Origin of the sequence: Lentzea sp. NPDC020367 (assembly GCF_044387305.1) — a bacterium.
Lineage (GTDB): Bacteria > Actinomycetota > Actinomycetes > Mycobacteriales > Pseudonocardiaceae > Lentzea.
This window is the reverse complement of the sequence record NZ_JBIRVV010000003.1, coordinates 765,913-792,190: the sequence shown is the minus strand read 5'-3', so window position 1 is coordinate 792,190 and position 26,278 is coordinate 765,913. Positions and strand designations below refer to the sequence as shown.

23 protein-coding genes are annotated in these 26,278 nt (G+C 68.0%); 6 read left to right on the top strand and 17 right to left on the bottom strand.

What is annotated here, in order from left to right; genetic code table 11:
• Position 1 precedes the first annotated feature (1 nt).
• The 8 genes from ACH413_RS16185 to macS all read right to left on the bottom strand — a co-directional run bounded on the left by ACH413_RS16185 (position 2) and on the right by macS (position 7,173).
• Complete coding sequence (locus ACH413_RS16185) at positions 2-169, bottom strand: DUF397 domain-containing protein (protein ID WP_360047483.1); 168 nt, start codon at positions 167-169, stop codon at positions 2-4.
• Between the two features lie 13 nt (positions 170-182).
• Positions 183-1,001: a helix-turn-helix transcriptional regulator gene (locus tag ACH413_RS16180; protein WP_360047482.1), complete on the bottom strand. Its 819-nt coding sequence runs from the start codon at positions 999-1,001 to the stop codon at positions 183-185.
• Positions 1,002-1,086: 85 nt separating this feature from the next.
• Complete coding sequence (locus ACH413_RS16175; protein ID WP_360047481.1) at positions 1,087-2,265, bottom strand: glycine C-acetyltransferase; 1,179 nt, start codon at positions 2,263-2,265, stop codon at positions 1,087-1,089.
• Positions 2,265-3,296, bottom strand: coding sequence for an L-threonine 3-dehydrogenase (gene tdh / locus ACH413_RS16170; RefSeq protein WP_360047480.1), 1,032 nt, complete (start codon positions 3,294-3,296; stop codon positions 2,265-2,267). The genes ACH413_RS16175 and tdh overlap by 1 nt, the downstream gene beginning before the upstream one ends.
• Positions 3,297-3,332: 36 nt before the next feature.
• Positions 3,333-4,784, bottom strand: a complete 1,452-nt coding sequence (locus ACH413_RS16165) for an SDR family oxidoreductase (protein WP_360047479.1) — start codon at positions 4,782-4,784, stop codon at positions 3,333-3,335.
• Between the two features lie 36 nt (positions 4,785-4,820).
• Complete coding sequence (locus ACH413_RS16160) at positions 4,821-5,333, bottom strand: DUF1707 domain-containing protein (protein ID WP_360047478.1); 513 nt, start codon at positions 5,331-5,333, stop codon at positions 4,821-4,823.
• Between the two features lie 20 nt (positions 5,334-5,353).
• Entirely contained in the window at positions 5,354-6,016 is a 663-nt protein-coding gene (locus ACH413_RS16155; RefSeq protein WP_360047477.1) for a response regulator transcription factor, read from the bottom strand.
• Positions 6,013-7,173, bottom strand: coding sequence for a MacS family sensor histidine kinase (gene macS / locus ACH413_RS16150; protein ID WP_360047476.1), 1,161 nt, complete (start codon positions 7,171-7,173; stop codon positions 6,013-6,015). Before macS ends, ACH413_RS16155 begins: the two co-directional genes overlap by 4 nt.
• Positions 7,174-7,289: 116 nt before the next feature.
• Here macS and ACH413_RS16145 point away from each other — a divergent pair, with 116 nt between their 5' ends.
• A complete protein-coding gene (locus ACH413_RS16145) occupies positions 7,290-8,492 on the top strand; it encodes a diguanylate cyclase (RefSeq protein WP_360047475.1) in 1,203 nt (400 codons plus the stop codon).
• Between the two features lie 403 nt (positions 8,493-8,895).
• Here ACH413_RS16145 and ACH413_RS16140 read toward each other — a convergent pair whose 3' ends face one another.
• Entirely contained in the window at positions 8,896-9,336 is a 441-nt protein-coding gene (locus tag ACH413_RS16140; RefSeq protein WP_360047474.1) for an SRPBCC family protein, read from the bottom strand.
• Between the two features lie 4 nt (positions 9,337-9,340).
• Entirely contained in the window at positions 9,341-10,492 is a 1,152-nt protein-coding gene (locus tag ACH413_RS16135) for an AI-2E family transporter (protein WP_360047473.1), read from the bottom strand.
• 79 nt (positions 10,493-10,571) lie between these two features.
• Between ACH413_RS16135 and ACH413_RS16130 the strand changes: the two genes are divergently transcribed.
• From ACH413_RS16130 to ACH413_RS16120, 3 genes are all read left to right on the top strand, one after another.
• The gene (locus ACH413_RS16130; RefSeq protein WP_360047472.1) at positions 10,572-12,749 is read left to right on the top strand and encodes a hypothetical protein; all 2,178 of its coding nucleotides are present in this window, start codon (positions 10,572-10,574) and stop codon (positions 12,747-12,749) included.
• 162 nt (positions 12,750-12,911) lie between these two features.
• A complete protein-coding gene (locus ACH413_RS16125) occupies positions 12,912-13,670 on the top strand; it encodes a hypothetical protein (RefSeq protein ID WP_360047471.1) in 759 nt (252 codons plus the stop codon).
• 195 nt (positions 13,671-13,865) lie between these two features.
• Complete coding sequence (locus ACH413_RS16120; protein ID WP_360047470.1) at positions 13,866-16,877, top strand: chaplin family protein; 3,012 nt, start codon at positions 13,866-13,868, stop codon at positions 16,875-16,877.
• Between the two features lie 83 nt (positions 16,878-16,960).
• Here the strand turns inward: ACH413_RS16120 and ACH413_RS16115 are convergent, their stop codons facing one another.
• Positions 16,961-17,329: a hypothetical protein gene (locus tag ACH413_RS16115; protein ID WP_360047469.1), complete on the bottom strand. Its 369-nt coding sequence runs from the start codon at positions 17,327-17,329 to the stop codon at positions 16,961-16,963.
• Between the two features lie 728 nt (positions 17,330-18,057).
• On the opposite strand from ACH413_RS16115, the gene ACH413_RS16110 reads away from it, so the two are divergent.
• Entirely contained in the window at positions 18,058-20,148 is a 2,091-nt protein-coding gene (locus tag ACH413_RS16110) for a sigma-70 family RNA polymerase sigma factor (protein ID WP_360047468.1), read from the top strand.
• A gap of 6 nt (positions 20,149-20,154) precedes the next feature.
• On the opposite strand, the gene dnaB is transcribed toward ACH413_RS16110, so the two are convergent.
• The 6 genes from dnaB to ACH413_RS16080 form a co-directional block, all read right to left on the bottom strand.
• Complete coding sequence (dnaB, locus tag ACH413_RS16105) at positions 20,155-22,113, bottom strand: replicative DNA helicase (protein WP_396425012.1); 1,959 nt, start codon at positions 22,111-22,113, stop codon at positions 20,155-20,157.
• 600 nt (positions 22,114-22,713) lie between these two features.
• Positions 22,714-23,166, bottom strand: a complete 453-nt coding sequence (gene rplI / locus ACH413_RS16100; protein ID WP_093595229.1) for a 50S ribosomal protein L9 — start codon at positions 23,164-23,166, stop codon at positions 22,714-22,716.
• A 17-nt stretch (positions 23,167-23,183) separates the two neighbouring features.
• Complete coding sequence (rpsR, locus tag ACH413_RS16095; protein ID WP_030480165.1) at positions 23,184-23,423, bottom strand: 30S ribosomal protein S18; 240 nt, start codon at positions 23,421-23,423, stop codon at positions 23,184-23,186.
• Positions 23,424-23,481: 58 nt separating this feature from the next.
• On the bottom strand, positions 23,482-23,991 hold the full coding sequence (locus tag ACH413_RS16090; RefSeq protein ID WP_093595232.1) for a single-stranded DNA-binding protein: 510 nt from the start codon (positions 23,989-23,991) through the stop codon (positions 23,482-23,484).
• 29 nt (positions 23,992-24,020) lie between these two features.
• Positions 24,021-24,329: a 30S ribosomal protein S6 gene (gene rpsF, locus ACH413_RS16085; protein WP_093596207.1), complete on the bottom strand. Its 309-nt coding sequence runs from the start codon at positions 24,327-24,329 to the stop codon at positions 24,021-24,023.
• A 101-nt stretch (positions 24,330-24,430) separates the two neighbouring features.
• On the bottom strand, positions 24,431-25,360 hold the full coding sequence (locus tag ACH413_RS16080) for a hypothetical protein (RefSeq protein WP_360040348.1): 930 nt from the start codon (positions 25,358-25,360) through the stop codon (positions 24,431-24,433).
• Positions 25,361-25,491: 131 nt separating this feature from the next.
• Between ACH413_RS16080 and ACH413_RS16075 the strand changes: the two genes are divergently transcribed.
• The gene (locus ACH413_RS16075; protein ID WP_360040351.1) at positions 25,492-26,262 is read left to right on the top strand and encodes a deoxyribonuclease IV; all 771 of its coding nucleotides are present in this window, start codon (positions 25,492-25,494) and stop codon (positions 26,260-26,262) included.
• Positions 26,263-26,278: the final 16 nt, after the last annotated feature.

The window sequence follows — 26,278 nt, the reverse complement described above, 5'->3', positions numbered from 1 at the left end:
CTTACAACTGAGTGACGCGGGTCACAGTGCGGAGGAAGGCCGACCACGCCTCGTCCGACACGGGCAGGTGGGTGGCCGGCGCCTTGCTGTCCCGGATGCCGATGCCACGTCCGACCTCAACGCAGTCGCTGGAGTTCGGGCTGTAGGAGCTCTTGCGCCAGGTCGACATGCGGAACGTCTCCTCAGGTCAGGAAGCCGGTGATCAGCTCCTTCGATTCTTCCGGATCCAGAGCTTGATCGTCGAGTCGCTTCACCACGGAGGAATAGACGGCAAGTGAGGCCGCGTCCTCGAGGAAGAGGCCAGAGTTCTCGCCTTCGAGGAAGACCACTGGCTCGAACTTCTCGTAGCCGAGCCGGATGAATGACCCTGAGACGCCTGCGTGCGCGCCGATCTCGGCAGGCACGATTCGCAAGGCGATGTAGGAGCGTTGTGCCATCGCCAAAAGGTGGATGTATTGATCCTTCATCACGTCCGGCCCACCGACCGGGAGGCGGAGAGCGTATTCGTGGACGTAGAAGACGAACGTGCGACTCCAGTGAAAGAGGTTGTGACGCTCGACCTTCGAAGCGATGACTTCCTCGTAGTCGACAGTCTTGGGGCGAACTACTCCGTCGATGGCCGCACGCATGTAGTCGGTGGTCTGGAGGTGACCTGGGACGAGGAGCGACGACCAGACGGTGATCTCGTTGGCCAGGCGTTCCTGTGCAAGTAGTGCCGGTACCTGGTCGTCGGGGAACTTCAGATATCCGCGCACTCGAGTCTCGCGGAACAGGACTAGCAGGTGCTGGATCACGTCCGGCTTGACGTGGCAGTAGCTGAGCAGCTGCATCACTTCGACTTCGGTCACGCCGCCCTTGCCGCGGACCAGGTCGGAGAGCTTTGCTTCGTCCCAGCCGAGTTCTGAGGCGAGCCGACGGTGGGTCATTCCGGTCTGTTCGGTGATGCTGCGAACGGCATCACCGAACTCGCGTCCCACCACGGTGGACGTTCGTCGTGGCATGTCGACGAAAGTAGAAGAAGAACCTGTACCGGCTCCAGCTTTTCCTCGAAAGAAGTAGTTTTTGGAGCCGGTACAAGAACGGTGTTCACATCTTTTCGCGTGCGGCGATAAACGCGTCGACGGCGCGGTTAACGTCCTCGGTCGTGTGTGAAGCCGACATCTGCGTGCGGATACGTGCCTTGCCGTGCGGCACGACCGGGTACGAGAAGCCGATGACGTAGACGCCCTGTTCCAGCAGCAGATCCGCGAGCTTGGCCGCCTCCGCCGCGTCGCCGATCATCACCGGGATGATCGGGTGCTCGCCCGGCAGCAGGTCGAAGCCCGCCTCGGTCATCCGCCGGCGGAACAGCTCGGTGTTCGACCTCAGCTGAGTGAGCAGCTCCGTGGAACTGGACAGCATGTCGAGCGTGGCGATCGCGGCCGCGGTGATCGACGGCGCGAGGGAGTTCGAGAACAGGTACGGGCGCGAGCGCTGGCGCAGCAGTTCGACGATCTCCTTGCGGCCGGACGTGTAGCCGCCGGACGCGCCGCCCAGTGCCTTGCCCAGCGTGCCCGTGACGATGTCGACGCGGTCCTGCACGCCGAACAGCTCCGGGGTGCCGCGGCCGGTCGGGCCGGTGAAGCCGACGGCGTGCGAGTCGTCGACCATGACCAGGGCGTTGTAGCGCTCGGCCAGGTCACAGATCTCGTCGAGCGGCGCGAGGTAGCCGTCCATCGAGAAGACGCCGTCGGTCGCGATCAGGCGGTAGCGGGCGTCGGCGGAGTCCTTGAGCTGGCGCTCCAGGTCGTCCATGTCGCGGTTCTTGTAGCGGAAGCGCTTGGCCTTCGACAGGCGGACGCCGTCGATGATCGACGCGTGGTTCAGCTCGTCGGAGATGATCGCGTCCTCGGCGCCGAGCAGCGTCTCGAACAGGCCGCCGTTCGCGTCGAAGCACGAGCTGTAGAGGATCGTGTCCTCGGTGCCGAGGAACTCGCTGAGCTTGCGCTCCAGTTCCTTGTGCGGTTCCTGGGTTCCGCAGATGAACCGGACGGAGGCCATGCCGAAGCCCCAGTCGTCCAGAGCCTTCTTCGCGGCCGCGATGAGCTGCGGGTGGTCGGCGAGACCGAGGTAGTTGTTGGCGCAGAAGTTCAGCACGTCGTCGCCGGAACCGACCCTGACGCTGGCGTTCTGCGGGGTGGCGATGACGCGTTCGGACTTGTAGAGCCCGGCCTCCCTGATCTCCTCGATCGTCTTGAGGAGGTCGTTCTTCAGCTCGCCGTACATCAGGCTCCCGTCCAGTCGAGGATGACCTTGCCGCACTTGCCTTCGCGCGCGGTGGCGAACGCCTCCGCGTGCTGCGTGTGGTCGAACCGGTGCGTGATCACCGGCGTGAGGTCGAGGCCGCGCTGCAACAGCACGGTCATCGAGTACCAGGTCTCGAACATCTCGCGGCCGTAGATCCCCTTGATGTGCAGCATCTTCAGCACGACGCTGCTCCAGTCGACGGAGAACTCGTCCGCGGGCAGGCCCAGCATCGCGATGCGGCCGCCGTGCGCCATGTTCGCGATCATGTCGCGCATCGCGACCGGCTTGCCGGACATCTCCATGCCGACGTCGAAGCCCTCGGCCATGCCGAGCTCCGCCTGGGCATCCGCGATCGTCCGCTCGGCGACGTTCACCGCGAGGTCGACGCCGACCTTGCGGGCCAGGTCGAGGCGGTGCTCGGAGATGTCGGTGATCACGACGTTGCGCGCGCCCGCGTGCTTGGCGACGGCGGCGGCCATGATGCCGATCGGCCCGGCGCCCGTGATGATCACGTCCTCGCCGATGACCGGGAAGCTCAGCGCGGTGTGCACGGCGTTGCCGAACGGGTCGAAGATCGCGGCCACGTCCAGGTCGACCTTGGTGCGGTGCACCCACGCGTTCTGCTCGGGCAGCACGACGTACTGCGCGAACGCGCCGTTGGAGTGCACGCCCAGACCACGCGTGTTGGCGCAGAGGTGGCGGCGGCCGGCCTTGCAGTTGCGGCAGGTCCCGCAGACGAGGTGACCCTCGCCGCTGACCAGGTCGCCGACCTTGACGCCGGTGACGCTGTTGCCGATCTCGACGACCTCGCCGACGAACTCGTGCCCGAGGACCAGTGGCGCCTTGATGTTCTGCGCCGTCCAGTCGTCCCACGAGTCGATGTGCAGATCGGTGCCGCAGATGCCGGTGCGCAACACCCTGACCAGCACGTCCGTCGGACCCGGTGTCGGGTCGGGGACGTCGGTCAGTTCGAGTCCAGGCCCAGCGGCGACCTTGACGAGAGCCTTCATGCGGGAAGTTTCACCCTTTGCTGCTTGTGCAGTCCATCAGGACTTTCTGAAGTTCTTGTGCAGCTCAGCTTCATTGGCGATGTTGCGCACCATGCCGCCGAACACGATGCCGTGAAACGGCCAGACGACCGCCCAGTAGAGGTGTCCGGCGAGCCCTTTGGGCACGAACACGGCGCGTTGGCGGTAAGTGGACCCGTGTGCCTCGTTGCCCGCCACTCGAAGCTCCAGCCACGCCTTCCCGGGCACCTTCATCTCGGCGCGCAGCCGCAGCAGATGCCCGCGTTCGATCTCCTCGACGCGCCACCAGTCGAGCGCCTCGCCGACGTTCAACCGGTTCGCGTCGCGCCTGCCACGCCGGAGCCCGACGCCGCCCGCGGCCCGGTCCATCCAGCCGCGCACGGCCCAGGCCAGCGGGAACGAGTACCAGCCGCGTTCGCCACCGATGCCCTCGACGACCTCCCAGAGCCGTTCGGGCGTCGCTTTGGTCCTGCGTTCGCGTTCGTCGGTGTAGACCGAGCCGCCGGACCAGTCGGGGTCGGACGGCAGCGGTTCGCTCGGCGCACCCGGCAGCGACGCCCCTGACCAGCGGGTCTCCACGTCGGCGTCCCGGATCTTGTCCAGCGCCAGTTCGACGGCCTTGACGAAGCCGGTGTTCTCGCCGGGCAGCACCTCGCGGATGTCGTTCTCGCGGCACACCACCTCGTGCACCAGCGACTCGATCAACGGCCTGGCGATCGACTTCGGCACCGGCGTGACGACGTTGACCCAGTGCGAGGACAGACCGGGTGTCAGCAGCGGCACGGGCAGCACGCGGCGCTTGGGCAGGCCGGCGACCTCGGCGTACCGGAGCATCATCTCGAGGTAGGTCAGCACGTCCGGGCCGCCGATGTCGAACGTCCGGTTGGCTTGGAGAGTCGTGGCGTCGACCAGGTAGCGCAGCACGTCCCGGACGGCGATCGGCTGGATCCGGTTGTGCACCCAGCGCGGCGTGACCATGACCGGCAGCCGTTCGGTGAGGTAGCGCAGCATCTCGAAGCTCGCCGACCCGGACCCGATGATCACCGCGGCCTGGAGCACGACCGCCGGCGTCTTGGCGCGCAGGAAGACCTCGCCCACCTCCTTGCGGGAGGCGAGGTGCGGCGACAGCTCGACGTTGGCCGGGTGCAGTCCGCCCAGGTAGACGATCCGCTGCACGCCCGCGCGTTCGGCAGCCCGTGCCGTGTTCTCCGCGGCCTTGCGGTCGGCGTCGGCGAAGTCCTTCGACTGCAGCGAGTGCACGAGGTAGTGGACGACCTCGACGTCCCGCATGGCCTCGTCCAGATCGCCGAACACGTCACCTTTGACGATTTCGACGTCAGCGGCCCACGGGACGTCGCGCAGCTTCTCCGGCGAACGCACCAGACAACGCACCTGGTGCCCTTCGGCCAGCAGCCGGGGCACCAGTCGTCCGCCGAGATATCCGGTCGCGCCGGTCACGAGGCATCGCATGCCTCGATCCTGCGTGTTCGCGCGACCGTTCGCAGATCAGCGCCTGCTCTTCTTGATCACCACGGTTCCGCCGCGCACCGCGCCCTTGAGCTGGAAGTGCGGGTTGCCCACCGAGTTGTGGACCTTGTCCTTCAATTCGCCGGCGGTGATCTCGACGGCGTCGGCGTTGACCGACGACCCGGCCGGCAGCAGCAGCTTCACCGTGCCCAGCGACACGTCCAGGTCGACGTTGACGACCGGTGGCACGTCGGCGGCGGTGAAGTCGAGGTTCGTGGTGCCGAGGGTGTTGCGGATGACGAGCTCCTGCGGCACGACCCAGTGGCCCTTGCGGGTCGTGGTGCTCATCGTGTTCTTCAGCTCGGTCCGCTCGCGGGCCAGCTCGTTGTTGACCATGCCGGGCAGGTCGACCAGCACGGCGTTGAGATCAGCCCTGGTCTTCGCGGCGAGAGCGGTGTCCGTGCGGACGGTGAACTCGTCCAGCGTGATCATGCCGCGGCCCACCGCCTTGTTCAGCAGGGTGACGACGTGCTCACGTTCCGCATCGGACACGCGTAACTCTCTGGGGTCTGTCATTTCTCTGCCTCCGGTTCGGCGTCAAGACCGTGCTCGATGGCATAACGCGCCAACTCCACTCGGTTGTGCAGTTGAAGCTTCCGCAATGTTGATTGCACGTGGTTTTCGACCGTGCGGTGGGAGATCACCAGGCGGTTCGCGATCTGTCGTGCGGTCAGGCCCTTGGCAACCAGTCGCAGCACCTCGGTCTCCCGATCGGTGAGCTGCGGCTTCTCCTCCGAGTCGTCCGGCGCGGCGGCCATGCGCCGGTACTCGCCCAGGACCAGGCCCGCGAGGCCCGCGGTGAACACGGCGTCCCCTGCGGCGGTGCGGGACACGGCCTCGACCAGTTCCTCCGAGGACGCGGACTTCACGAGATATCCGGACGCGCCAGCTTTCACGGCCTGCAGCACGTCGTCGTGCTCGCCGGACGCGGACAGCACGAGCACGCGCGTGTCCGGCAGTTCAGTGGTGATCATCAGGGTGGCGTCGACCCCGGAGAGTTCGCCGAGGTTGAGGTCCATCAGGACCACGTTGGGCCGCACGGCTTTCGCGATGCGCACGGCCGAGGGCGCGTCGCTCGCGGTCGCCACCACCTCGAAGCCCCGCTCTTGCAGATCGCGCGCCACGCCGTCGCGCCACATCGGGTGGTCGTCCACGACCATCACCGAGACCGTCATCCTGCCGCCCCCTTCCTGAACACCCGAACCTCCCATTCCGTGCCCTCCCCCGGCCCGGTCTGGAGCTCCAGCGTTCCGCCGAGCGACTCCACCCGGCCTTTGATCGACTTCTCGATCCCCATCCTGCCTTCCGCGGCGGCCGACGCGATCCGGCCTTCCGGGATGCCAGGCCCATCGTCCCTCACGCTCAGCACGATCTCCTCCCCGAGATCTTCCAGCAGCACCCAGGCCCGTGCGTCCTCACCGGCGTGCTTGTCCACGTTGGACAGCGCCTCGCGCACCAGCGACGTGAGCTCGCCCGCCGCCGGTGCCTCGAACATCACCTGGGTCGCGGGCGTCGACACCTGGATCCTGGGCGTGGCGAGCAGCTGCAGGCCGGGCCGCAGGTCGATCTCGCCGTCCACAGTGGAGTCGGCAGGCGCGGCGGCCACTAAATTCCTGAGCGCCACCTCCTGCTCGCCCGCCATCTTGGCCAGCTCGGCAGCCTCGCCGCCGACCTCCAGGCCGCGCTTGCGCACGCGGGCGAGGACCTGCAGCACGCTGTCGTGAATCGAACGGGCAAGCCGTTCCCGTTCCGCCGTGGCCGCTTCCGCCCTCAGGGCCTGGGCGAGGAGCACCGCACTGCGCCGTGCGGTCGCCGACGCCATGCCGACGACCATGCCCGCGCCCGCCAGCAGCACGACGTCGCGCAGCAGGTCGAGGCTCGGCACGCCCTTGGACAGGTAGGTGGAGAGACCGACGGCCAGTCCGCCCGCGAAGCCCGCGTAAGCCCCGCCGAGCGCGCCTAGTGCAACTGCTGGCACGCACGCCCAGATCGTCGTGATCAACGGGACGTTCAGGGTCAGCAGCTGGTGGTCGGACATGATCAGCGGCGACAACGACATGAGTCCGCAGGTCAGGGCCAGGTCGACGAGTACGAGCGGCCACCGCCTGCCCCACGTCGTGCTGTACGCACGGCTCGTGAAGACGGACCACAGCGCCATCACCCCGAGCGTGGTCCACGCGAGCCACGGCCGGACGTAACCGGATTGGTTCGCGATGACGTTCGCCGCTGCGAAGAGAAATGTGACTATGCGTAGCGCAATCGTCCCGCGCCACAGGGGCGTGGCCGGGTCGTCGATCACCTTCGTCACACGTTCGGCAGGCTCTTTGCGCACGCTGTGCTCCTTTCGGACACCATCCTGCCGCGTGAACGTGTGCTGGCTAACCCCCAGGTGGCCGTCTTCTGCCGAACGGAGGAATGTGCGACGCTCTCCGGGTTCGGGGGAGGGCGATGCAGGTGCGGGACTGGCCGGTGTGGACTTTGCGGCGGCCTGCGCTCTGCTACTGGTTGCTGATCGACGTGGCGGCGTTCGCGACCGTCGTCTACACGATCGTTTCCTCCGAAACGCCGTCACCCTCCGAAATCGCCAGGTTCGCCGCGATCGCGGGCACGGCCGGCGCGGTGATCATCGGCAGCTCCATCTACAGCCACCGCCTGGGCGAGACCGAGCGCAACCCGTGGGCAGCCCACCTCTGCTACCTGACGGCGGGCATCCTGGCCCTCCCGCCGAACCTGCTCGTCCTGCTCCTCTTCGGCCCCGCCCTGCACAGCCTGCTCTCCCCGCGCCCGGAGACCCACCGCTGGCTGTTCACCCTGAGCGCCACGGCACTGGCCGTCTTCACCACCCGCTACGTGCTCGGCTGGGCGGACCCGCACGCCAACCTCCTGATCCTCACCCTGGGCGCGGCCCTGCTGCTGATCCTGCGCGCGGGCCTGATCTCGTTCGGCCTGAAGCTGCGCAGCCCCTCAGCCACGTTCGAGGAGAACGTCGGCGAACCCATCGACGCCATCCTCGGCATCGTGGCGGTGTCGATCGGCGGCCTCATGGGCTGCGTGGCGGAGGCGAACGCCATCCACGCCCTCATCGCCGGCCCACCCCTGGCACTTTTGGAACGAGCAGCCCAACTCCCGCAGTGGCGTCGCTCAGCCCAGCGCGACGCCAAAACCGGCCTGGCCAACGCCGTCCACTGGGACAGCCGAGCCCGCTACGAACTGACCAAGGGCTCCGGCCGCGCCCGCCCGATGGCCGTCATGCTCCTCGACCTCGACCACTTCAAGCGCGTCAACGACGAGGTGGGCCACCTGGCAGGCGACGCGGCACTGGCCGCGATCTCGTTGCTGCTGCGCGGCACCGTCCGCCGAGGAGACCTGGTCGGCCGGTTCGGCGGTGAGGAGTTCGTGGTCCTGCTGCCCGAGGCCACCCCCGACGAGGCCGAGTACGTCGCCGAACGCGTGCGCAAGGCCGTTGCGGCTCTTCGCGTGCCGACGATGGCCACCGACGGCAAGCCGCACGAGTTGCACGGCCTGACAGTGTCTATCGGGGTGTCGACGACGACTCGGTTCGGGTACGAGCTGCCGGACCTGCTGGTGGCGGCCGACGCGGCGTTGCTGGCGGCCAAGGCTTACGGCCGCAACCTCGTGTCGATGGCCTAGGACTCAGCGCAAAGCACGCCCTCACCAAGGCAAACGTTGCAGTTCTGCGGGTCGTACGCACTGCTTGTCGGATCGTGTGCCGTGCGGTTGTCGCAAGGGATCACGGTGCGGTGCGGGCCGTAAAGCTCTTCGTAGGTGTGCATGGCCCGAAGCTGCGGGCGCGGTGTTACCCGACCGTCGCGGCGGACGCGCAGCTGGTTGAGGGGCCGGGCCGCGCCTGCTCACTAGAGGTCCTGGAGTTCTCTGCAGTCCTGGCACATATCGCAGTCGTCCGCGTCGTGGGCGGCTACTCGGCCAGCCCTGTTCGGACACTCCTTGCGGGGCGGAGGGTCGAACCGCGCGAATGCATGCTGGTGTAACCCGACACGGCCAAGGCTTACGGCCGCAACCTCGTGTCGATGGCCTAGGCGTTCAGGTACTTCTCGAGCTCCGCGGCCATGTGCTCGTGCGCGAACCGAGCCTTCGCGAAGCCGTAAGAGAACAACGGACTCGGCGCCTCGAAGGTGATGCCGACCCCGATCCGCACCCGCCCATCACCGGCGTCCTGCACCCGGACGTGGCTGCGCAGGGTCGTCTTCGGCTGCTGGTGGGCCACGGTGATCACCTCGTCGTCGCCCTGGACCATCAGGTCGGCGCGGTAGGTGATCTTCATGGCCATCGGGCCGAGCTTCAGCCGCGAGGTCACGGCGGTGCTGCGCAGCACGCCCGGACCCGGCGGAACGGCCTTGGTCGCGATCGCCAGCGGGTGCATGGTGACCAACCGAGGCACGTCGGCCATCAGTTCGACGGCGTCGGCGACCGTGCCGCGGCCGTTGATCGTGTAGTCGAAGGTTCCTGTCCGCACGGCGTTAGAGCTCCTTGACCCGCTTGCTCGTGTCGTCCTTCGGTGCCGTGTCCTGAGGATTCAGCACGTCCACCTTCTCCGGCTTCTGCACCGCGTCCGCATCGGAGATGAGCGACCGGATCCCGGAGTTCAGCACCGCCAGCAACGGCACGGCCAGCAGCGCACCGGCGATGCCCCCGGTCACCAACCCACCGGCGATCGCCAGCACCACGGCCAACGGGTGCAGCTTCACAGCACGCCCCAGCAGCAACGGCTGCAAGACGTGCGACTCCAACTGCATCACGCCGATGAGCACGGCCAGCACGACAAGAGCGGCGATAGGCCCGTTGGTCACCAACGCGATCAACACCGCCACGGCGCCCGTGAACACCGCACCGATGATGGGGATGAACGCGCCGAGGAACACCAACGCGGACAGCGGCACCACGAGCGGCACACCGATGATCGCCAAGCCGACACCAACGCCGACTGCGTCAACGATCGCGACCACGGCCGTAGCGCGCACATAAGAAACGAGAGAGCCGAACCCGCGGCGCCCGGCCACGTCGACACGCTGACGCACGTCGCGAGGCACCGCACGCGTCACGAAGCGCCAGATCCCGTCGCCGTCGTGCAAGAAGAAGATGAGAGTGAACAGCGCGAGCAACAGCCCGGTCAGCAACTCGCCCAGCGTCGCCGCGGTGGTCAGCGCGCCGGACGTGATCTCGGCCTGGTTCTCCTTGATCGTCTTCACGATCTCGTTGACGTAGTTCTGCAGCTGCGCGTCGGACAGGTGCGCGGGCCCGTCCTTCAGCCACTTCTGGATCGTGTCGAGCGAGGCCGCCACCTGCGTCTGCAGTTCGGGCAGGCCGCGGGAGAACTCGCTGATCACGAACGTCAGCACGCCGCCGAGCACGCCGATGCCGATGATCATCATCACGGTCGTCGCCACGCCGCGCGGCACCCGCCACTCGACGAGTTTCGCGACGCCCGGCGAGAGCAGTGCGGCCAGCAGCAGGGCGATGGCGACGGGGATCACTATCGACGCCAGGAAGCTCAGTGCGTAGGCGACCACGTACAACGCGGCGATCACGACGACGAACCGCCAGCTCAGGGCGGCGCTCACCCGTAGCAGCAGGGGAACGCGGTTGCTGATCTCCGACTCCGGCGCGCTCATGGACCTCACGGTAACTGGTCGGACCCTCGCCAAGCCGGAGCCTCACCAGGGATGATCCGACTCGTCAGGGGAGGACGAAGTGATCAAGCCGGAAGACTTGACCGATGTCGAGCGCCAGGTCGCAGGGGGCTACGCGGGGGGAACCGAGACAGACCTGACCGGACAGAGCGTTCGCGGCGAGGTGCTCACCGGTCTGTTGACCGGCATGTACCGGGTGCCGCGCAAGGGATTGCCCGCTCTGCGGCTCCGAAACGCGCGGATCACCGGCAGGTTCGAACTGGAGGGCACCCGCGTCACGCGGGTCATCGACCTCACCCACTGCACCTTCGAGGAGTCGCTCGACCTCCGCATGGCCCGCCTCATCGGGCTCCGGCTGCGCGGCACCCGCGTCCCCGGCCTGCAGGGCCGCAACCTCCGCGTCTTCAGCGACCTGGTCCTCGAAGCCGGCTTCACCTGCACCGGCACCGTCGACCTCACCGACGCCGCAGTCGACGGCACGCTCCGCCTGGCCGGCGCGGTCCTGCGCAGCAACACCGACCACGCACTTCTGGGCGCACGGCTGCGAGTCAGCGGTTCCGTCCAGGCCATCGCGATGCGCGCGCAGGGCGAGGTCCGGCTCAGGGGCGCGGCGATCGGCGGCAGCGTCCACCTCGGCGGCGCCCGTCTGATCAACCCCGGCAAGGACGCGCTCGACGCGTCCGGGATCGTCGTGTCGGGCAACGTCTTCTGCAACGCAGAGGGCGGCCGCTTCAACGCGGACGGCCGGGTGCTGTTCGACGGCGCGCGCGTCGGCGGGAACGTCGAGTTCACCGGCGCCCGCCTGCACTCCGCCCACCGCGTCGACAACCAGGTGCTGGTCCTGCCGCACGGATCGGCCGACGAGGCCGCGACGCTCGTGGCCGACCGCATCCGGGTCGAGGGCAACGTCGAACTCGACGACGGCTTCACCAGCGAGGGCACGGTCCGGCTGCCCAACGCGAGCATCGGCGGTTACCTCCGGCTCTCCGGCGCGGTGATCGGGCCGCGCGAGATCGCCGAGGAACTCGCCGGCGACGTCACGAACCGCATCCCGGTCGCCCTGCACGCGGACGGCATGCAGGTCCGCGGCGACGTCGAGGCGCGCAGCGCGGTCAACGGCGCCGGCGCCCGTTCGCTCGCGTTGCAGACCTACGGCCAGGTCCGGTTGTCCAACGCGACCATCAACGGCAGCGCCAGCATGTCCGGGGTGTCGTTGCACGGGCCCGGCATCGACGTCCTGTTCGCCGACCGCCTCCAGATCGGCGGCACGCTCTTCCTGCGCGAGTTGCGGGCCAAGGGCTCGGTCCGCCTGCAGAACGCGAACATCGGCTCGACGCTCGACATGTCCGGCGCCGAACTGACCCTCCCGCGGCTGCGCGCGAACGGCACGCAGAAGCCGTCGCTGGACGCCCGCGCCATCACGATCGGCAAGGACCTCCTGTGCAGCCGCGGGTTCACCGCGGTCGGCGGCGTGCGCATCCGGCTGGGCGAGGTCGGCAAGATGGCGACGTTCAGCAACTCGCACCTCGGCTCGACCACCGCGGACATCGCGTTGAACGCCTACGGGCTCACCGTCCACCAGTTCCGCCTGCACATCCCGGAGGGCCAGCAGCCCAAGGGCAAGGTCGTGCTGAGCCGGCTCAAAGCGGTGTCGGTGACCGACGGGCCTGGGCTGTGGGACGCCGAGGGCGGCGTCGCCGTGGACGACTTCGAGTTCGCCGGCATCACCGCCGACCCCGACGTGCCGGTGCAGACGCGGCTCAAGTGGCTGCTCAAGGTGCAGCCCGACTTCGCGCCAGGTCCGTACGAACAGCTCGCCGCCGTCTACCAGCAGGGCGGCGAAGAAGAACTCGCGCAGAAGGTCCAGCTGGAGAAACAACGCCGCCGCTACTCCGAACTCGGCCGCGCCGGGCGGGTCTGGGGCGTCGTGCAGCGGTTCACGGTCGGCTACGGCTACCGGCCGTGGCTCGCGATCTGCTGGCTCGGCGTGTTCTGGCTGTTCGGCGCGCTGTGGTTCAACTGGCACCCGATGGTCAAGCTCAACCAGGACGAGGACCCGGTCTGGAACGCGTGGCTGCTCGCGCTCGACCTGTTGATCCCGATCATCGACTTCGGCCACGACGGCAAGTGGCAGTTCACCGGTGCGTCGCAGTGGATATCTTCGCTGCTCGTGGCCGTGGGCTGGGTGCTCGCGTCGACCGCGGCGGCGGGTGCGGCACGCGTGCTGAAGCGGGTGTGAGTCCCAGGACGTCGTTCACACGATGTAGTTAACCGAGCGCTCAGAGCGTGCATTCGGGGTGGATGGACTGGCAGAGTCGCCGACGTCGACTTGATCACGTTGATCGTCGGCGAATCCCTTGAGTGCCACCGAGTAGCGAGGTTTCCTGCGTTGTCCGCTGACATGCGAGCGAAGACGGGAGCGAACGGCATCCGCCGGTTCGCCACCCGAGCGCTGCTCGCCGTCGGTGGGGCGCTCGCGGGAACGGCCGTTGCCTGGGCGCTCACCACGTCTGCCGCGAACGCGGAGACGGTGCCTACTGCCGATGCGCAGCAGGTCGACGTCGTCAGCAAGCTCGTCGCCAAGACGGACGAGAAGCTGCCGGTCGTCGTGCCCGCCGCCAAGGCAGTGCACAAGCTCGACGAGACCTTGCGCGCCGAGCAGGAGAAGGCTCGCGCCGCCCTGCCGGACGTGCAGGTCTCCCAGGCGGTCGAGCAGATCGCCGCACGAATCCTGCCGCAGGTCACCAGGATCGGTCAGTCCAGCACCCCCGCCTCCGAGCGGGCCATGGACGTGACGTTCCCGGAGATCCCGGCTCCCGCCACCGATGCCGGACAGTCGCCGGCACCGGTGGTCTCGCAGTTCACCGGCTCGTCCGGTGCCAAGTGGACGGATCTGTTGGAGCCGGGCGACTTCGTTGTGCCCTCCGAGCAGCGTCCGTCCCTGCCCAGCAACCCGTTCCCGAAGCTGCCCGTCCCGGCCCCCGCGCCGGTGCAGTGCTCTTCGTGCAACGACGGTTCTGGCTCTGCCAAGGGCAGCACGTTCGCTGCCTTCGCTGCGTCCGGCACTTCTCACGGCATCTCGTCGACGAGCGCTCTCGCGCCGTCCACTGACGAGGTCACCGTGACGCCGGGCAAGCAGCCCGGTATCAACCCCGACTGATTCCAGCGCGCGGTCCGCGGCAGCCTCCTCCCCCGGCTGTCCGGAAGTCGACCGTCGCGCTTTTTTCTTGCGCTCACACAGGTCGATCACCGCGTGCGATTCCCCCGGTGATGGCGCGCCTTCCCCTGCGCGCTTCGGCCCCACCCCCTTGAGCCCCCGTCGCTTTCTCGACGGGAAACCGATGAAGGAGATCTAATGCAGACCTGGGCAAAGCGCGGACTTCAGACCGCGTTTGTCACTGGTGGTTTGCTGATGCTCGGTACGGGCATCGCTTCTGCCCAGGAGAACGTCGACCCGGACGCAGCGCCTCCGGCCGTCGACGTCGCGGCCGCGGTTCCCATCAAGGCCGACCAGAACAAGCTGGCCACCCCGGTCAAGGAGATCACGGTCCCCAAGGTGGACCGCACGATCAGCACGGACCGCGTCACCAGCGCGGTGCCCACCCGCACGGCAGCGCCCGTCGCGAACCCGCTGGTCCGTCAGGCCGGCGAGCGCCTTCAGGGCACCCCGCTCCAGAACCTGGTGCGCGGCAACACGATCCAGGCGCACGTCGATGTGCCGATCAACATCTGCGGTAACGCGATCGCGGTTCTCGCCAACACCGAGGCGACCGGCGACTGCACGCAGACCACGCACCGCGACGGCACCATCGTCACCGATGGCGCGGGCCAGGCTCTTGCCGGCAACGTCGTCGCCGTCAACCACGTGCTCCCGGTCCAGCTGACCGGCAACGCGATCGCGGCGGGTGGCAACGCCACCACCAACACCGACGCCAAGCAGGTCTCCACGACCGGCGGCGACATCACCACCAACGGTGACAAGGGCGCCATCTCCGGCAACGTCGTCTCCGAGCAGGGTGCGACCCCGGTCCAGATCACCGGCAACGGTGTGGGTGCGGCCGGCATCGCCGACGCCAACTCGACCGCCGACACGTTCGCCTCCTCCGAGGGCGACGTCCTGACGAGCGGCAAGAGCAGCTCGATCTCGGGCAACGCCGTGCCGATCCCGCTGTCCCCGCTGGCCGAGGTCAACGGCAACGCGGCAGCCGGTGCCGGCAACGCCGACACCCACTCGACGCAGACCGGCACCGCCATCACCGGTGGCAACGTCGACACCAACGGCGACCCGGCCACGCTGGCCGGCAACATCGTCGAGCCCGCGCTCGCCGGCCCGATCACGGTCGACGACAACGCGGCCGCCGTCGGTGGCAACTCGAACGCCGTCAGCGACACGGCCAACTGGTCGAACGCCGGTGGCACGAAGCACACCAGCGGCACCGGTTCCACCGCCTCGGGCAACGTCGCCGGCGCGCCGGTCTCGCTCCCCGCCGCCGTGGGTGGCAACGGCGCGTCGCTCGTGGGCAACGCGCTCACCGACCACGCCAACGCCGCGACCTCGAACGCCGGTGGCGAGACCTACACCCAGGCCGACAAGTCGGTCCTGTCCGGCAACATCGCAGACGTTCCCCCGGCCACGGCCGTGGACGCGTGCGGCAACGGCGCCACCCTCGCGGGCCAGGCTGCTGGTACCTGCGAGAACGACGTCAAGTCGACCACCAACGGTTACCAGGGCACGACCGGCAACGACTCGGTCATCTCCGGCAACATCGCGTCGACCCCGCTCGCCGCTCCGGCCGAGGTCTACGGCCTCGCCGCGACCCTCGGTGGCCAGGCGTCCGGTTCCGCGGACGAGACCAAGCTGGTTCGCTCCAGCGGTCAGCCGAACACGCAGGACGACAACGGCACGGTCTCGAGCAACATCGTGACCGCCCCCACCGCCGTCGCCCCGCAGGTCTTCGCCGTCACCGCCGGCCTGGTGGGCAACACCACGTCCGACTCGGCGAACGACACCACGGTCATCGCGGGCAAGGACCCGAAGGCCTACGGCAAGAAGTCCTCGGTCTCCGGCAACATCGTCCAGGTCCCGACCTCGACGCCGGCCCAGGTCTTCGCCGACGGTGCCACCCTGGTCGGCAACAACAAGACCACCGGTGACAACGACACCGACATGAAGGCCGGCGGCGACGCTCTCACCACGGGTGAGAAGGGCTCCATCGCGGGCAACGTCGTCTCGGCTCCGGTCGCCACCGGCACCCAGGTGCTCGGCTGGTCGGTCGGCGGCGGCAGCAACGTCGACGCCTTCTCCACCAACTCCCTGTCGTCCGTCGCCGGTGGCGACGTGAACAGCATCGGTGACGGTGGCGCGGTCTCCGGCAACCTGATCGGCGCGCAGCCGGCCGTCCTCCCGGCCGTCCCGGGCAACTCGGTCGCCGCCGCGGGCATCACCAACTCCGACGTGGTGTCCGACACCAACGTCGTGTCCGGTGCCGACAGCTACTCGAAGGCCGACGACGCCTCGGTGTCCGGCAACCTGATCCACGTCCCCGCCAACGCCTTCGCCGGCGTGTACGCGGACGCGGTCGCGGCTGCGGGCAACGCGACGACCGTCACCGACAAGACGTCGCACACGCAGGCCGGTGGCGAGATGCTCACGGAGGGCAGCGGACCGCTGACCGCCCGCGAGATGACCGTTCCGGTCGAGGCTGCCGCCAAGGTCGCGCGCATCCCCGTCGAGGTCGTCGGCCAGGCGACCACGCTGGGCACGAGCGACGACACGCAGCTCACCGGCGAGGACGCCGGCACCCTGCGTGCCGCGCAGCTCAAGGGCCTGGAGCTCCCCAAGGGCGTCGACAGCCTGATGAAGGCCAACGAGGTTCCGGCGTTCCACGGCCTCGACAGCAAGCTGCCCGTGAACCAGTTCCCGAACCCGGCTGACCTGGCGGCCATGGCCGGCCAGCTGCCCATCGGGTCCCTGCCGGGCGTGGCGCAGGAGCGCTCCGCTCTGCCGGTCAACGGTGGCGTCGCGAGCCTGTCCCCGAACGTCCAGGGCCTGCCCATCGGCCAGCTGCTCGACGGTGCGAAGGACCTGGTCCCGGCCACCGCCACCGAGCGTTCGCTGCCGTCCCTCCCGGTGACGGCCCCGGCCCTGCCGGTGCCCGTGCAGCTGCCCGCGCTCCCCACCGAGCGCTCGCTGCCCACGCTGCCCGTCGACGGCCCGGCCTCCCTCTCGGGTCTGAACCTGAACCCGACCCAGGGCCTGGCCCCGAAGGCCGACGAGCGCGCGCTGCCGCAGCTGCCGTTCAACGCCCCGGCGCTGGCCTCGATCGACCCGGCCAACCTGTTCCAGACGGTGACCGGCTCGCTGTAAGTAACACCCCGCAGTAACCCGCAGTTGTAACACCCTCCTCCGGTAAGAAACTGAGCCCCAGCGACAGACGTTGTCGCTGGGGCTCAGTGCCGTGCGGGGGGTGTTTGTGCTGTTGCGAGCATGTTCTGAGGCTCTGTCTCACCGTCACTCGTCACCCAGTGGACGTGCGGCCGCTTTCCTATCAGCTGCCTGATCAACTCCGCGATCGGCGCTCCGTCCCCGAAGTCGTGCTCGGCCAGCACAGCCAGCACCGCGTCTGCGTACCGCGCGACCGTGAAGTCCGGTCTCAGGCCTTGCCTCAGGGCCTTCGCCGCTTTCAGCACGTCGTCCGGCGCCGTGATCAGGACCAGCGTCACGAGCGTGCCGCGGGTTCGGGCGCGGATGAGTGACTGCTCCAGGCGGTCCAGGAGCAGGGCGTGGCCGGGCAGGCCCGTGAGCGGGTCGTGCAGCACAGTCCGGTTCTAGCCGAGGTCAGGGCTGTTGACCAGGAGTGGGGCAACGATCAGCCCCGTACGGCTGAACGACGGGTCTGCGGCCGCGCAACCTGCAGGTCGCTCACCGGACAACGATTCCTGATTTTCGCGGCGCGGGCCGTGCGGCAATTCGCCGCACCGCCCGCGCCTTGTGTGTTTTCTGCTCACTCATGAGGAATAACGCGGCAATTCGTAACGAGCTGCAAACCGGTCACGACGATCCCGGCGTCACCGCGCATGAGTGAGGAGTCGGTCATTGACCCTTCCCCGAATCTCTTGTCATCGAGGTTCTGCGCCGGTCGAGGTGCTCGGCACCTCGACCGTGGAGGACGCCGGCACTCGAACCTTCTGCTCTGGAAGTTCCGAGTGGTCTGCTCCACCACCGATCAGCACCGCCAGGAGCGCGGTCGCTGATGTCAGGGCACCCGCGATCTGGAGCACATCGGCGATGCGCCCCAGCCAGATCCAGATCGGAGCGGTCGAACCGGCTGCTCCGTGATGACGTCCGCCGGACGTCCGGCGGTGCCCACCCGCTCTGTGACGGTGACGCCCTCCTGGGGTGAGAGACCGCGAGGCGTGCGCGCGCATGAACGTTCCTTCCGCAGCGTGAACATGACGCGCGGCAGTGCTGAGCGCTCGCCCGGAACTCCCCCTTTTACTCAGAAGAAACTTGAAAAATTCTTGTTCGTGCTGGTCAGGGGTGTGTGATGGTTGATCTTGCCGACGTGGGGACCGGGTATTCCGATCCGGGCGACGTCGAACTGGTCCGGGCTGTGCAGGTCGCGCGGAAGCGGTCTCCGGAGCAGATGGACGCGTTCGAGGCGATCGTGCGCAAGTACCGGGAGCGGGTCCTGCGGTGGTGTCTCAGACACCTGGGCGACGAGGTGAACGCCCACGACGCCTGTCAGGACACGTTCATGGCGGCGCTGGCGGGCATCCGTCAGGTCAAGGAGCCTCATCGGCTGAGGTCGTGGCTCTACACGATCGCGAAACGTCGTTGCATCGCGATCATCAACGGGAAGCGTGAGCGCGGCATTCTGGCTTCGGACATGCGGCTCGAGATCGAAGAGCACCAGCGTGTCGAGCAGGAGCTCGCAGAGCTGCAGCCGTTCTTCGACCGCCTGCTGCACCAGGTGATCGACTCGTTCGGGCCTGCGGAGCGGGCGCACGGCAAGGTGGTCAGCTCCAAGGACAAGTTGAGTGGTGAGGAACTGGCCGCCCGGCTCGGCCGGAAGACCGCACAGGACGCGTGGCGCCTCGCGGGCAAGATCAGAGCGAAGATCTCGATCGGCCTGCGAGCACTGGCGCTGGCCAGGAATGGCCGTGAGGAATGCGGCCTGCTGGATCGCGTTCTGCTCAGCGAGAAGGAGTGGAAGGGCGAGGAGGTCTTCACCAAGTACCTGCGGAACGGAATTTCCTTTCATTGGCACCGTTGCAGAATGGCGTTGCTCTCGCATGCCCGTAATCAGTGCGCTGAGCAGGCGCCTGCTTGTACGCATTGCGCCGCGTGTGCACGACAGAAAGACGAGAAGGTCAAGGAGTACATGCCGGCGATGGCGCCGGTCATGGCGGTACTGCCCTGGGACGAGCCGCTGCCCGAGTACGAAGAGGACGAGGAAGACGAGCTCGTTGCGAAGGAGGCCGGGTCGCCTCCCGTTCGCCGCCGAGGCAAGCGCGTCCTGGTGGCAGGGGCGGCGCTGTTGATCGTCGCGGTGTTGGTGCTGCTGTTCGTGCTACCCGATGACCAGCAGATCGCCGCACCACCGACGGTTCCGTCCACGGTGCCGTTCCGCGCGATCGCCTACACCAGCAGTGACAACGTCTGGTTGTTGCCGGGACCAGGTGAACAGCCCAAGCCCATCGGCGAAGCCACGGCCAACCGGGTTCGGCGTGTTGCCGGGTGGTCTGCGGACGGCAGGCTCACGGCCTACCTCACGCAACAGGAGGACGGTGTCGGCGTAGCCGTGTACGAGCCGAGCACCGGCAAGAGCCGAGTCGAGGGCTGTGCGGGGTGCAGCATCGCGTTCGTCGGGTCCACACCCGTCATCACCGACGCCACCAGTCCGACCGGCTTCTCGACGTTCCCCGTCGAGGGAGGCGGAGCTCCTTTCACGGTCTCCGGCCTGCCTGCGGTCGATCCGGTGGAGAACGTCTACGGCAACACTGCTTCCAGGTACACCTTCTTGACCCGTAGCGGCTCGTCCGGTCAGCGCGTCTACCTGACCAACGGTCCCGAACGCTTCAGTCTGCAGTCGCCGGAGACTCTGTACTCCGTGGGTGACGACGGCTCTGCCAAGGCCATCTACACCACAGCGGACGCGATCCTCGACTTCGCCTTCAACGACGATGGTGATCGTCTGCTCGTGGTCACGCCCCAGGACAACGGGCAGGTCGCGCAGCTGGTTGACCCGAAGTCCGGAGCGGTCCTGTCACCCGTTCTCCTGGTCGACAAGCCGGCCACAGGAGGCGCGCAGGGTGTGCGACTCGCCGACCTCGGCTTCGACAACCAGGGCACCCCGTATGCCGTGACCATGGCTGTCGGTGAACTGCGATGGGACCCGAACACCAGCCCACAGGTCGAGCCTTCGTCGGCCACCACTCATCGGCTCTCCGCCGGAGCCTGGGGTGCATCGACCGACCCGGTGAGCACTGCCGCGGGCAACGGGTGGACAGCGACACTCGCCTACGACTCGGTCATGGGCAAGGTCGCGCTTGGCGTCCTCACCTTCCGAAAGGAGGGAAGCGCCGAGGTGAAGGTGTCTGCGGTTTCGGTCGCCGCGGTGTTCTCCGCGAAATGACCGCGATCAGGTCTGGGCCAGGTCCGTGAAGCGGCTGTAGTGCAGCTGGTGCGCCACGACGATGGTCGCGGTCGGGCCCGCGCGGTGCTTGGCGATGATCAGGTCGGCCTCGCCGGCGCGCGGGTCGTCGCGTTCCCAGGCGTCGGGGCGGTTGACCAGGATGACCATGTCGGCGTCCTGCTCCAGGGAGCCCGACTCACGGAGGTCGGAGAGCATCGGGCGCTTGTCGGTTCGCTGTTCGGGGCCTCGGTTGAGCTGCGAGATCGCGATGACCGGGACGTGGAGTTCCTTGGCGATCAGCTTGAGGTTTCGGGAGAACTCCGAGACTTCCTGCTGGCGCGACTCGGTCTTCTTGCCCGACGACATCAGCTGGAGGTAGTCGACGACCACGAGCTTGAGGTCGTGGCGCTGCTTGAGGCGCCTTGCCTTGGCCCTGATCTCCATCATCGTCAGGTTGGGGCTGTCGTCGACGAAGAGCGGGGCCTCGCTGATCTCGCTCATTCGGCGGGCCAGGCGGGTCCAGTCGTCGTCGCTCATCGTGCCGCCTCGCATGTCGCTCAGGCGGATGCGCGCCTCGGCGGAGAGCATGCGCATGACGATTTCGGTGCGGCTCATTTCCAGGCTGAAGATGGCGCTGGTCATGCCGTGCTTGACGGAGCACGACCTGGCGAAGTCGAGGCCCAGCGTCGAGTTGTGGGTGGGGATCATCGTCTCGCCCGCGAGGTACAGGTGGTCGTGGTTGTCGACCTCGACGCAGCGCACCGGCACGGAGGCGACGGGGCGGACGGCGACGATCTCCACCTGGTCGTGGCGGCCGAGGCCCGCGATCAGTTCGGCCAGGTCGCGGCGCAGGCGGGCGAAGCGGCCGTCGATCTGCAGGGCGGCGAGCAGTTCCTCGCGCTGCTTGCGGGACGCGCGCAGGTACGCGGCGGGGATGTGCGGGTCGTCGGCCAGGTCGAGGTCCTTGGCGACGCGCAGTTCGTCGTCGGTCAGTTCCAGGTCGCCCAGGCCCGAGAGGAACAGGCCGAGCGAGCGGGGAGTGAGAGGCAACGAAGCGGTAGGCAGGTCCCAGGCCGCGGACAGCCGCACGAACATGCGGCACACGCCGACGCGCTCGAACAACTGCGCGGTGGTGCGGATCGCCCAGAAGCCGCCGGTCTCGCTGCACGACTCCGTCAGCCACTGGTGCTCGCCGTCGGCGACGATCACGGTGCCGTCGGAGAACTCGACCTCGAAGCACGGGCGGCCCGTCATCACCTCGGTCGCGGCGACCACTCGGGTCGGGCGGCCGTCGGCGCCGATCAGGAACTCCCCGACGGAGATCCCGCCCATCGTCGTCCAGCCGGACGGGGTGGGCAGCGGGGTGTTCAGGGCCAGCGCCTTGCCGACACCGGGACGGGCGGCGACGATGATCATCTGGCCGCCGTGCAGGCCGTTGGTCAGTGCGTCGAGGTCGGCGAAGCCGGTGGGGATGCCCTGGGACATGCCGCCACGGGACGCGATCGCGTCGATCTCGTCCATCGTCGGCTGCAGCAGGTCTTCGAGGGCGACGTAGTCCTCGGTCGTGCGGCGGTCGGTGACCTCGTAGATCGCGGCCTGCGCGCGGTCGACCACCTCGTCGACGTCCGCGCCCTCGGCACCGTTGTACCCGAGCTGCACGATGCGGGTGCCCGCCTCGACGAGACGGCGCAGCACCGCCTTCTCGGCGACGATCTCGGCGTAGTAGCCGGCGTTCGCGGCCGTGGGCACGGTCGCGATCAACGTGTGCAGGTACGGCGCGCCACCCACGCGCAGCAGTTCGCCGCGGCGTTCGAGCTCGGCCGAGATGGTGATCGGGTCGGCCGGTTCGCCGCGGCCGTAGAGGTCGAGGATGCAGTCGTAGATCGCCTGGTGCGCGGGGCGGTAGAAGTCGTTCGGCGCGAGCGCCTCGATGACGTCCGCGATCGCGTCCTTCGACAGCAGCATGCCGCCCAGAACGGACTGCTCCGCGGCGAGGTCCTGCGGCGGCTGACGCTCGAATGCGGGCTCCGCCATGCCCCGGTCGTCCACGAGCGCCACTGCTGAATCACCCCTGCGAAGAGTCGAAAGCCGGTGCGTGAGTCCCCTAGTTGTACCGCGAGGCACCGACAATTTCGGGCGGCCACGCTGTGCGATGGCCTTGCCCTGGTCGCGACGCTAGAGGGACCCGTCCGGAGCAAGCAAACCAGCGTGTGGATCGTCCTGTGGACAACTGGGGGACAACCTGTGGATGGATGCTCACAGGGGTCACGGCACTGGGGACAACCTGTTGACAACCAGTGGAGTGACAGAAGTAACCGCAGCTCAGTGGCTGTGCACAAGTTGTGGAAAAAGTTGTGCGCCACACCCTCGGCGTGTCGCGAAAAACACCCTCTTCGGCGTGTCGCGACCACGCTGAACGCGCGGTTTATCCACAGGACGTGGACAGAACGGCACTGGTCCGAACGAGCGAAAGCGCCACCCACCCGGAGCATTCCGGGTAGGCAGCGCTTCAGCAAACCGAACCGTGGGCGGACCCCACCAACGTGTGGCGGGGACGCCCCAGGATCACTCGCCGGCGGTGACGACCAGCGGCAGGGCGACGGTGACCTCGGGGTGGAGGCGAACCGTGACCGAGTGCTTGCCGGTGGTCTTGATGTGACCCGGCAGCTCGATGGCGCGCTTGTCCAGGACCGGACCACCGGCGGACTTGACGGCAGCCGCCACGTCCGACGCGGTGACCGAGCCGAACAGCTTGGTGCTGCCGGCGGCGGCCTTGGCCTTGAGCTCCACGGAGAGACCCTCGAGCGCGGTCTTGATCTCCTTGGCGTGGTCCAGGTCGCGCACGCGGCGGGTGTCCTGCGCGCGGGTGATGACCTGGATCTGCTTCTGCGCGCCACGGGTCGCAACGATCGCGAAGCCACGCGGGAGCAGGTAGTTGCGGCCGTAGCCGTCCTTGACCTCGACGATGTCGCCGGGAGCGCCAAGGCCGGAAACGTCAGCGGTGAGGATGAGCTTCATCGCAGTGTCTCCTTCTCTTAGCGAGCGGTCGAGGTGTAGGGCAGCAGGGCCATCTCACGGGCGTTCTTCACGGCAACAGCGACGTCGCGCTGGTGCTGCGAGCAGTTGCCCGTGACGCGGCGGGCACGGATCTTGCCGCGGTCGGAGATGAACTTGCGGAGCAGCGTCGTGTCCTTGTAGTCGATCAGGGACGCGCTCTTGTCCTTGCAGAAGGCGCAGACCTTCTTCTTGGGCTTGCGCACAGGCGGCTTGGCCATGTGTCTCTAACTCCTGAATACGCGATGTGTGAAGTACTGGATGACCGGTGCAGTCGGTCTAGAAGGGGGGCTCGTCGGCGAAGCCACCAGAGCCGGCCGGCGGGGCGGAACCCCACGGGTCGTCTGCCGGCGCGCCACCGCCACCGCCGCGAGACTGCTGACCGCCGCCGCCGCCGAAGCCGCCGCCACCGCCGCCGTCTCCACGGCTGACCTTGTTGACCTTCGCGGTCGCGTAGCGCAGCGAGGGGCCGATCTCGTCGACCTCCAGCTCCACGACAGTGCGCTTCTCGCCTTCCTTCGTCTCGAAGGAACGCTGGCGCAACCGTCCGGAGACGAGCACTCGCGAACCGCGGGTGAGCGACTCGGCCACGTTCTCGGCGACCTGCCGCCACACGTTGCACCGCAGGAACAGCGCTTCGCCGTCCTTCCACTCGCCCGAATTCTTGTCGAACGTGCGGGGCGTGGAGGCGACCGTGAAGCTGGCCACCGCCGCGCCGGACTGGGTAAAGCGCAGTTCGGGGTCGGCAGTCAGGTTCCCGACTACCGTGATCGTCGTCTCACCAGCCATGTCTTGGGAGCTCCCCTAATTCAGGTTCGTCAGGCCTTGACGGCCGACTTGGCGGGCTCGCGGCGCAGGACCTTCGTCCGGAGCACCGTCTCCTGCAGACCGAGCTGGCGGTCCAGTTCCTTCACCGCGTCGGGCGTCGAGGTCAGGTCGAGCACCGCGTAGATGCCCTCGCTGTTCTTGTTGATCTCGAAGCTCAACCGGCGCTTGCCCCAAACTTCAACCTTCTCGACGTTGCCGCCCGACGTCTTGATGACGTTGAGGAACGTGTCGAGGGACGGCGCGATCGTGCGCTCGTCGAGACTGGGGTCGAGGATGACCATCACTTCGTAATGACGCATGAGGACCACTCACCTCCTGTGGACTCACGGCCACGGGCTTTCCGTGGCAGGAGGGTCGTCGCGTCAGCAACTGACAAAGGTTAACAGAGCGCGTCCGGCGACTACGCAGGGGTGCGGCGGAGCACCCAGGTCCGCACCAGCGCACCCGTGACCAGGGCCAGCAGCAGCACCGCGACCAGCACCGGAGCGCCGACACCGCCGGGACCGCTCAGCCGGGGCAACGCCGTGGCGCGGCCGGCCGCCTGCACCGAGTCGCCTTCGATGCCGGTGCCGTTGGACGCGCGGGGCACCTGCGAGCCGTACCGGACGCCGGGCGACGGCGAGTACAGGCCGGGCATCGCGAACGGCAGCGAGCCGTAGCTGAACAGCGGCACCCGGCCGAAGTTCGAGCCGATGGGGTAGAGCGAGAAGTCGCGGTTGCTCGGCGCGCCGGCGCCCACACCGGGGATCCCCGGCTGCGTGCCGGGCTGACCGGGCGGGGTGCCTGGCTGCGGAGAAGGCTGCTGACCAGGCGGTTTCGGTGCGCCGGGGATCGCGCCGACAGCCTTCTCGGAGGCGTCGCCGACCGCTTTGGCGCCATCTTGGATGGGCGCGACCACCTGGTTGACGGCGACGACCGTCACCTGGCAACCCTGCGTCAGCGTGGTGCGCAGGTTCGTGTCGATCGTGCCGAGGACTGGACCGAGCAACGGCAACTTCCGCACTTCTGCCACTACCGCGTTCGCGATCGTGCCGCCGCTGATGGTCGTCGTGCCGACCTGTACCGCGCCGATCGGAATGGGCTTGAGCTGCGCGAATGCCGGCTGGAGCCCTTTTACGATCTCCGGCCCCAGGATCGGTACAGCGCGAACCAGGTCCGTCACAGGCTGGAGCACGGCAGTTGGACTGAGAGAGACGGGGGTGCCGGGCGCGCCCTGCACGGTGGTGGCACAACTGCCGACCACGATGGGATCTGCCGCGTGCGCGACCCCGCCCACCGAAGCGGACACGAGGGCCAGCAGCGCCGTGGCGGCGACGCTCAACAGCCTCATGCGAACCCCTTTCCTACTCTCAAGTAACGACCGTAGGTCCTGGTGGTGACGTAGACCATCCCCAGTTTTTCCAATTACTCCTATCGGCGGCGGCTGCGATGGCGTTATGGACGCCGACTACCCTCCTGCGTATGCGCATCGGGGCCCATGTACGCGACGACGACCCGGTCGGCGCCGCGGCCGAACGCGGGGCCGAGGTCGTCCAGTTCTTCCTGTCGGATCCCCAGGGATGGAAGAAACCCAAACCTCATCCGCAGACGGAAGCCCTGCTGGCGTCCGACCTCGAGGTGTTCGTCCACGCCCCGTACATGATCAACATCGCGTCGCTGAACAACAAGATCCGGATTCCGTCCAGGAAGAACGTGATCCAGCACGCGGAGGCGGCCGCGACCGTGGGCGCGAAGGGCCTGATCGTGCACGGCGGGCACGTCACGAAGGGCGAGGACCCGGCGGAGGGCTTCGCGAACTGGCGCAAGTTCTTCGAACGTCAGGTCGCCGAGGGCGGCTTCGCGGTCCCGGTCCTGATCGAGAACACCGCGGGCGGCGACGGCGCCATGGCCCGCACGTTCGACTCCCTCAAGCTGCTCTGGGACGCGGTCGGCGAGTTCGGCGCGGGCTTCTGCCTCGACACCTGCCACGCGTTCGCCGCCGGTGAGGACCTGGTCGGCATCGTCGATCGGGTGAAAGCCATCACCGGCCGGATCGACCTGGTGCACCTCAACAGCTCACGCGACGAGTTCGGTTCCTCGCGCGATCGGCACGACAACATCAAGACTGGCACCATCGACGCCGACCAGCTGGCGGCCGTGGTCGCCAGTGCCGGATGCCCCGTAGTGGTGGAGACGCCGGACGAGGGCCAGGCCGACGACATCGCCTTCCTGCGCGACCGCGCCGGCCGGTGAACTCCGTGCACGAGGT

What these genes read in the sequence shown, in the direction of transcription:
- ACH413_RS16120 (WP_360047470.1), top strand. Translation starts at nt 13,866, where the DNA reads ATGCAGACCTGGGCAAAGCGCGGACTTCAGACCGCGTTTGTCACTGGT.
- ACH413_RS16155 (WP_360047477.1), bottom strand. Translation starts at nt 6,016, where the DNA reads ATGACGGTCTCGGTGATGGTCGTGGACGACCACCCGATGTGGCGCGAC.
- ACH413_RS16145 (WP_360047475.1), top strand. Translation starts at nt 7,290, where the DNA reads ATGCAGGTGCGGGACTGGCCGGTGTGGACTTTGCGGCGGCCTGCGCTC.
- dnaB (WP_396425012.1), bottom strand. Translation starts at nt 22,113, where the DNA reads ATGCTGCTGTCGAAGGACGCGATCGCGGACGTCATCGAGGCGCTCGCG.
- tdh (WP_360047480.1), bottom strand. Translation starts at nt 3,296, where the DNA reads ATGAAGGCTCTCGTCAAGGTCGCCGCTGGGCCTGGACTCGAACTGACC.
- ACH413_RS16185 (WP_360047483.1), bottom strand. Translation starts at nt 169, where the DNA reads ATGTCGACCTGGCGCAAGAGCTCCTACAGCCCGAACTCCAGCGACTGC.
- ACH413_RS16080 (WP_360040348.1), bottom strand. Translation starts at nt 25,360, where the DNA reads ATGAGGCTGTTGAGCGTCGCCGCCACGGCGCTGCTGGCCCTCGTGTCC.
- ACH413_RS16135 (WP_360047473.1), bottom strand. Translation starts at nt 10,492, where the DNA reads ATGAGCGCGCCGGAGTCGGAGATCAGCAACCGCGTTCCCCTGCTGCTA.
- rpsR (WP_030480165.1), bottom strand. Translation starts at nt 23,423, where the DNA reads ATGGCCAAGCCGCCTGTGCGCAAGCCCAAGAAGAAGGTCTGCGCCTTC.
- ACH413_RS16090 (WP_093595232.1), bottom strand. Translation starts at nt 23,991, where the DNA reads ATGGCTGGTGAGACGACGATCACGGTAGTCGGGAACCTGACTGCCGAC.
- ACH413_RS16110 (WP_360047468.1), top strand. Translation starts at nt 18,058, where the DNA reads ATGGTTGATCTTGCCGACGTGGGGACCGGGTATTCCGATCCGGGCGAC.
- rplI (WP_093595229.1), bottom strand. Translation starts at nt 23,166, where the DNA reads ATGAAGCTCATCCTCACCGCTGACGTTTCCGGCCTTGGCGCTCCCGGC.
- ACH413_RS16165 (WP_360047479.1), bottom strand. Translation starts at nt 4,784, where the DNA reads ATGCGATGCCTCGTGACCGGCGCGACCGGATATCTCGGCGGACGACTG.
- rpsF (WP_093596207.1), bottom strand. Translation starts at nt 24,329, where the DNA reads ATGCGTCATTACGAAGTGATGGTCATCCTCGACCCCAGTCTCGACGAG.
- ACH413_RS16180 (WP_360047482.1), bottom strand. Translation starts at nt 1,001, where the DNA reads ATGCCACGACGAACGTCCACCGTGGTGGGACGCGAGTTCGGTGATGCC.
- ACH413_RS16175 (WP_360047481.1), bottom strand. Translation starts at nt 2,265, where the DNA reads ATGTACGGCGAGCTGAAGAACGACCTCCTCAAGACGATCGAGGAGATC.
- ACH413_RS16075 (WP_360040351.1), top strand. Translation starts at nt 25,492, where the DNA reads ATGCGCATCGGGGCCCATGTACGCGACGACGACCCGGTCGGCGCCGCG.
- ACH413_RS16125 (WP_360047471.1), top strand. Translation starts at nt 12,912, where the DNA reads ATGCGAGCGAAGACGGGAGCGAACGGCATCCGCCGGTTCGCCACCCGA.